We start from the raw sequence: 1,723 nt of genomic DNA, 5'->3' as shown, positions 1-1,723 counted from the left end.
AGGCTCTGTTTTATTTAAATGTTGATATTTGAGTAATCTTTTTAAAATAAGGGTATAATATTAATATAAACAGTTGTGGAGGTTCAATTATGGCAAATGTATCATCTATATTAACAGAAATTCAAAAATTATCTTTATATCAACAAAAAGAAATTCTATCTCAGTTAGAAGAACTACTTATTTTAGGCTCTCAAGTTAATGAAATAACTAAAGATGTTAAAGAAATTAGATTTTCTAAGGGGAAAGTATGCTCTCATTGTAGTTGTGAAAATATATCAAGAAATGGTAAATATAATAATAAACAAAGATACATTTGCAAAAATTGTGGAAGAACATTTACTGATTTTACTAACTCTGCAACATATAAAAGTAAGAAACCTTTAGACAAATGGTTAAAATATGCTAAGTGCATGTTAAATGGCTATTCAATAAGAAAATGTGCTGAAATAGTTGAAATAAATATAGCAACGAGTTTCTTTTGGAGACATAAAATACTTAATTGTATAAGTGATTTTCTTGGTGTAGGTTCTGTTGATGGTGTAGTTGAGGCAGATGAAGTATTTTTTGCTTATTCATATAAAGGAACTAAACCTATAAATATGCCAAGACCTTCTCGCAAAAGAGGTAAGCAGGTTAAGAAAAGAGGTATCTCTAAAGAACAAGTTTGTGTAGGTACCGCTCTTGATAGGCAAGGTAACTTAATTATAGAGTTGTTATGTACTGGAAGAATGACCTCAGAAGAGTTAAAAAGACTTTATACTAATCGTATAGGAGAAGACTCTATTCTTTGTACTGACAGCCACAAAAGCTACATGCAATTTGCAGAGGATATGAAGTTACAACATAAGAGAATCAAAAGTGGTAAGCATAAAGAAGATATATATCATATTCAACATATAAATAGCCTACATTCTAATCTAAAAAGATGGATGAGTAGGTTTAATGGTGTTTCAACAAAATACCTTAACAACTATATGAAATGGCATAAATGGCTAAATACATTTAGTTCAGAAAAAGAATCTATTAGAGTTAAAAACTTTATTGTTCATAGTAATATATCTCATAATTATACTAAAATAAAGGAATTTAAAAATATTCGACCAATATTCATATAATATTTTGAAAATAATGGAATTGTAAAGATGAATTAATATATAATAAATATATATATTAAAGCTATTAAACACATAATTTTTAATAGATTAATGGAGGGATTATTTATGAGAAAATTTAAGATATTGATACTATCTTTACTAAGCATCTTTATACTTTATGGCTGTAAAGATACCAATGATAATTTATTAAGAGGATTCTATCAAAGTGAGATAACTACAGATGGACATATTGTTCAAGTGTCTGTACAGCCCCAAGAAAATAGTTTTGTAGAGTATATCGACAATAGAGAAGTTAATAGTGGGACTTATGAAAAGCTATCTACCGATAAATATAAATTAGTTGGGGACAAACGAACTATCGAAATTGTTTTAGACAAAAACAACTCTTTTGAAATTCTTATAAAAAAAATCAATAAAGGGAATTCAATAAAGATGAAGAACATAGGGGCAACACCAGGGTATTTTGCGACAGAATTTGATGATGTTGAAGAATACAAGAAACTGTTAGAAGATTAATTTAAAATTATCAATAGTAAAAGCCCAGTAATTTTAGAATTACTGGGCTTTTAAAATGTAATACATTATCAACAATATTTTAAAACAGAGCC

2 protein-coding genes are annotated in these 1,723 nt (G+C 27.5%); both read left to right on the top strand.

Going from position 1 to position 1,723, the window contains the following annotated elements; translation table 11 throughout:
* The first annotated feature begins 89 nt into the window (after positions 1-89).
* Complete coding sequence (locus tag AAT22_RS18430) at positions 90-1,115, top strand: IS1595 family transposase (RefSeq protein WP_047002333.1); 1,026 nt, start codon at positions 90-92, stop codon at positions 1,113-1,115.
* Positions 1,116-1,220: 105 nt separating this feature from the next.
* The gene (locus AAT22_RS18425) at positions 1,221-1,631 is read left to right on the top strand and encodes a hypothetical protein (protein WP_047002332.1); all 411 of its coding nucleotides are present in this window, start codon (positions 1,221-1,223) and stop codon (positions 1,629-1,631) included.
* Positions 1,632-1,723 lie beyond the last annotated feature (92 nt).

Origin of the sequence: Clostridium sp. C8 (assembly GCF_001010885.1) — a bacterium.
Taxonomy (GTDB): domain Bacteria; phylum Bacillota; class Clostridia; order Clostridiales; family Clostridiaceae; genus Clostridium; species Clostridium sartagoforme.
This window is presented reverse-complemented; position numbering and strand designations above follow the sequence as displayed.

Bases quoted from the DNA above. Each gene is read 5' to 3' on its own strand.
- AAT22_RS18425 (WP_047002332.1), top strand. From the start codon at position 1,221: ATGAGAAAATTTAAGATATTGATACTATCTTTACTAAGCATCTTTATA.
- AAT22_RS18430 (WP_047002333.1), top strand. From the start codon at position 90: ATGGCAAATGTATCATCTATATTAACAGAAATTCAAAAATTATCTTTA.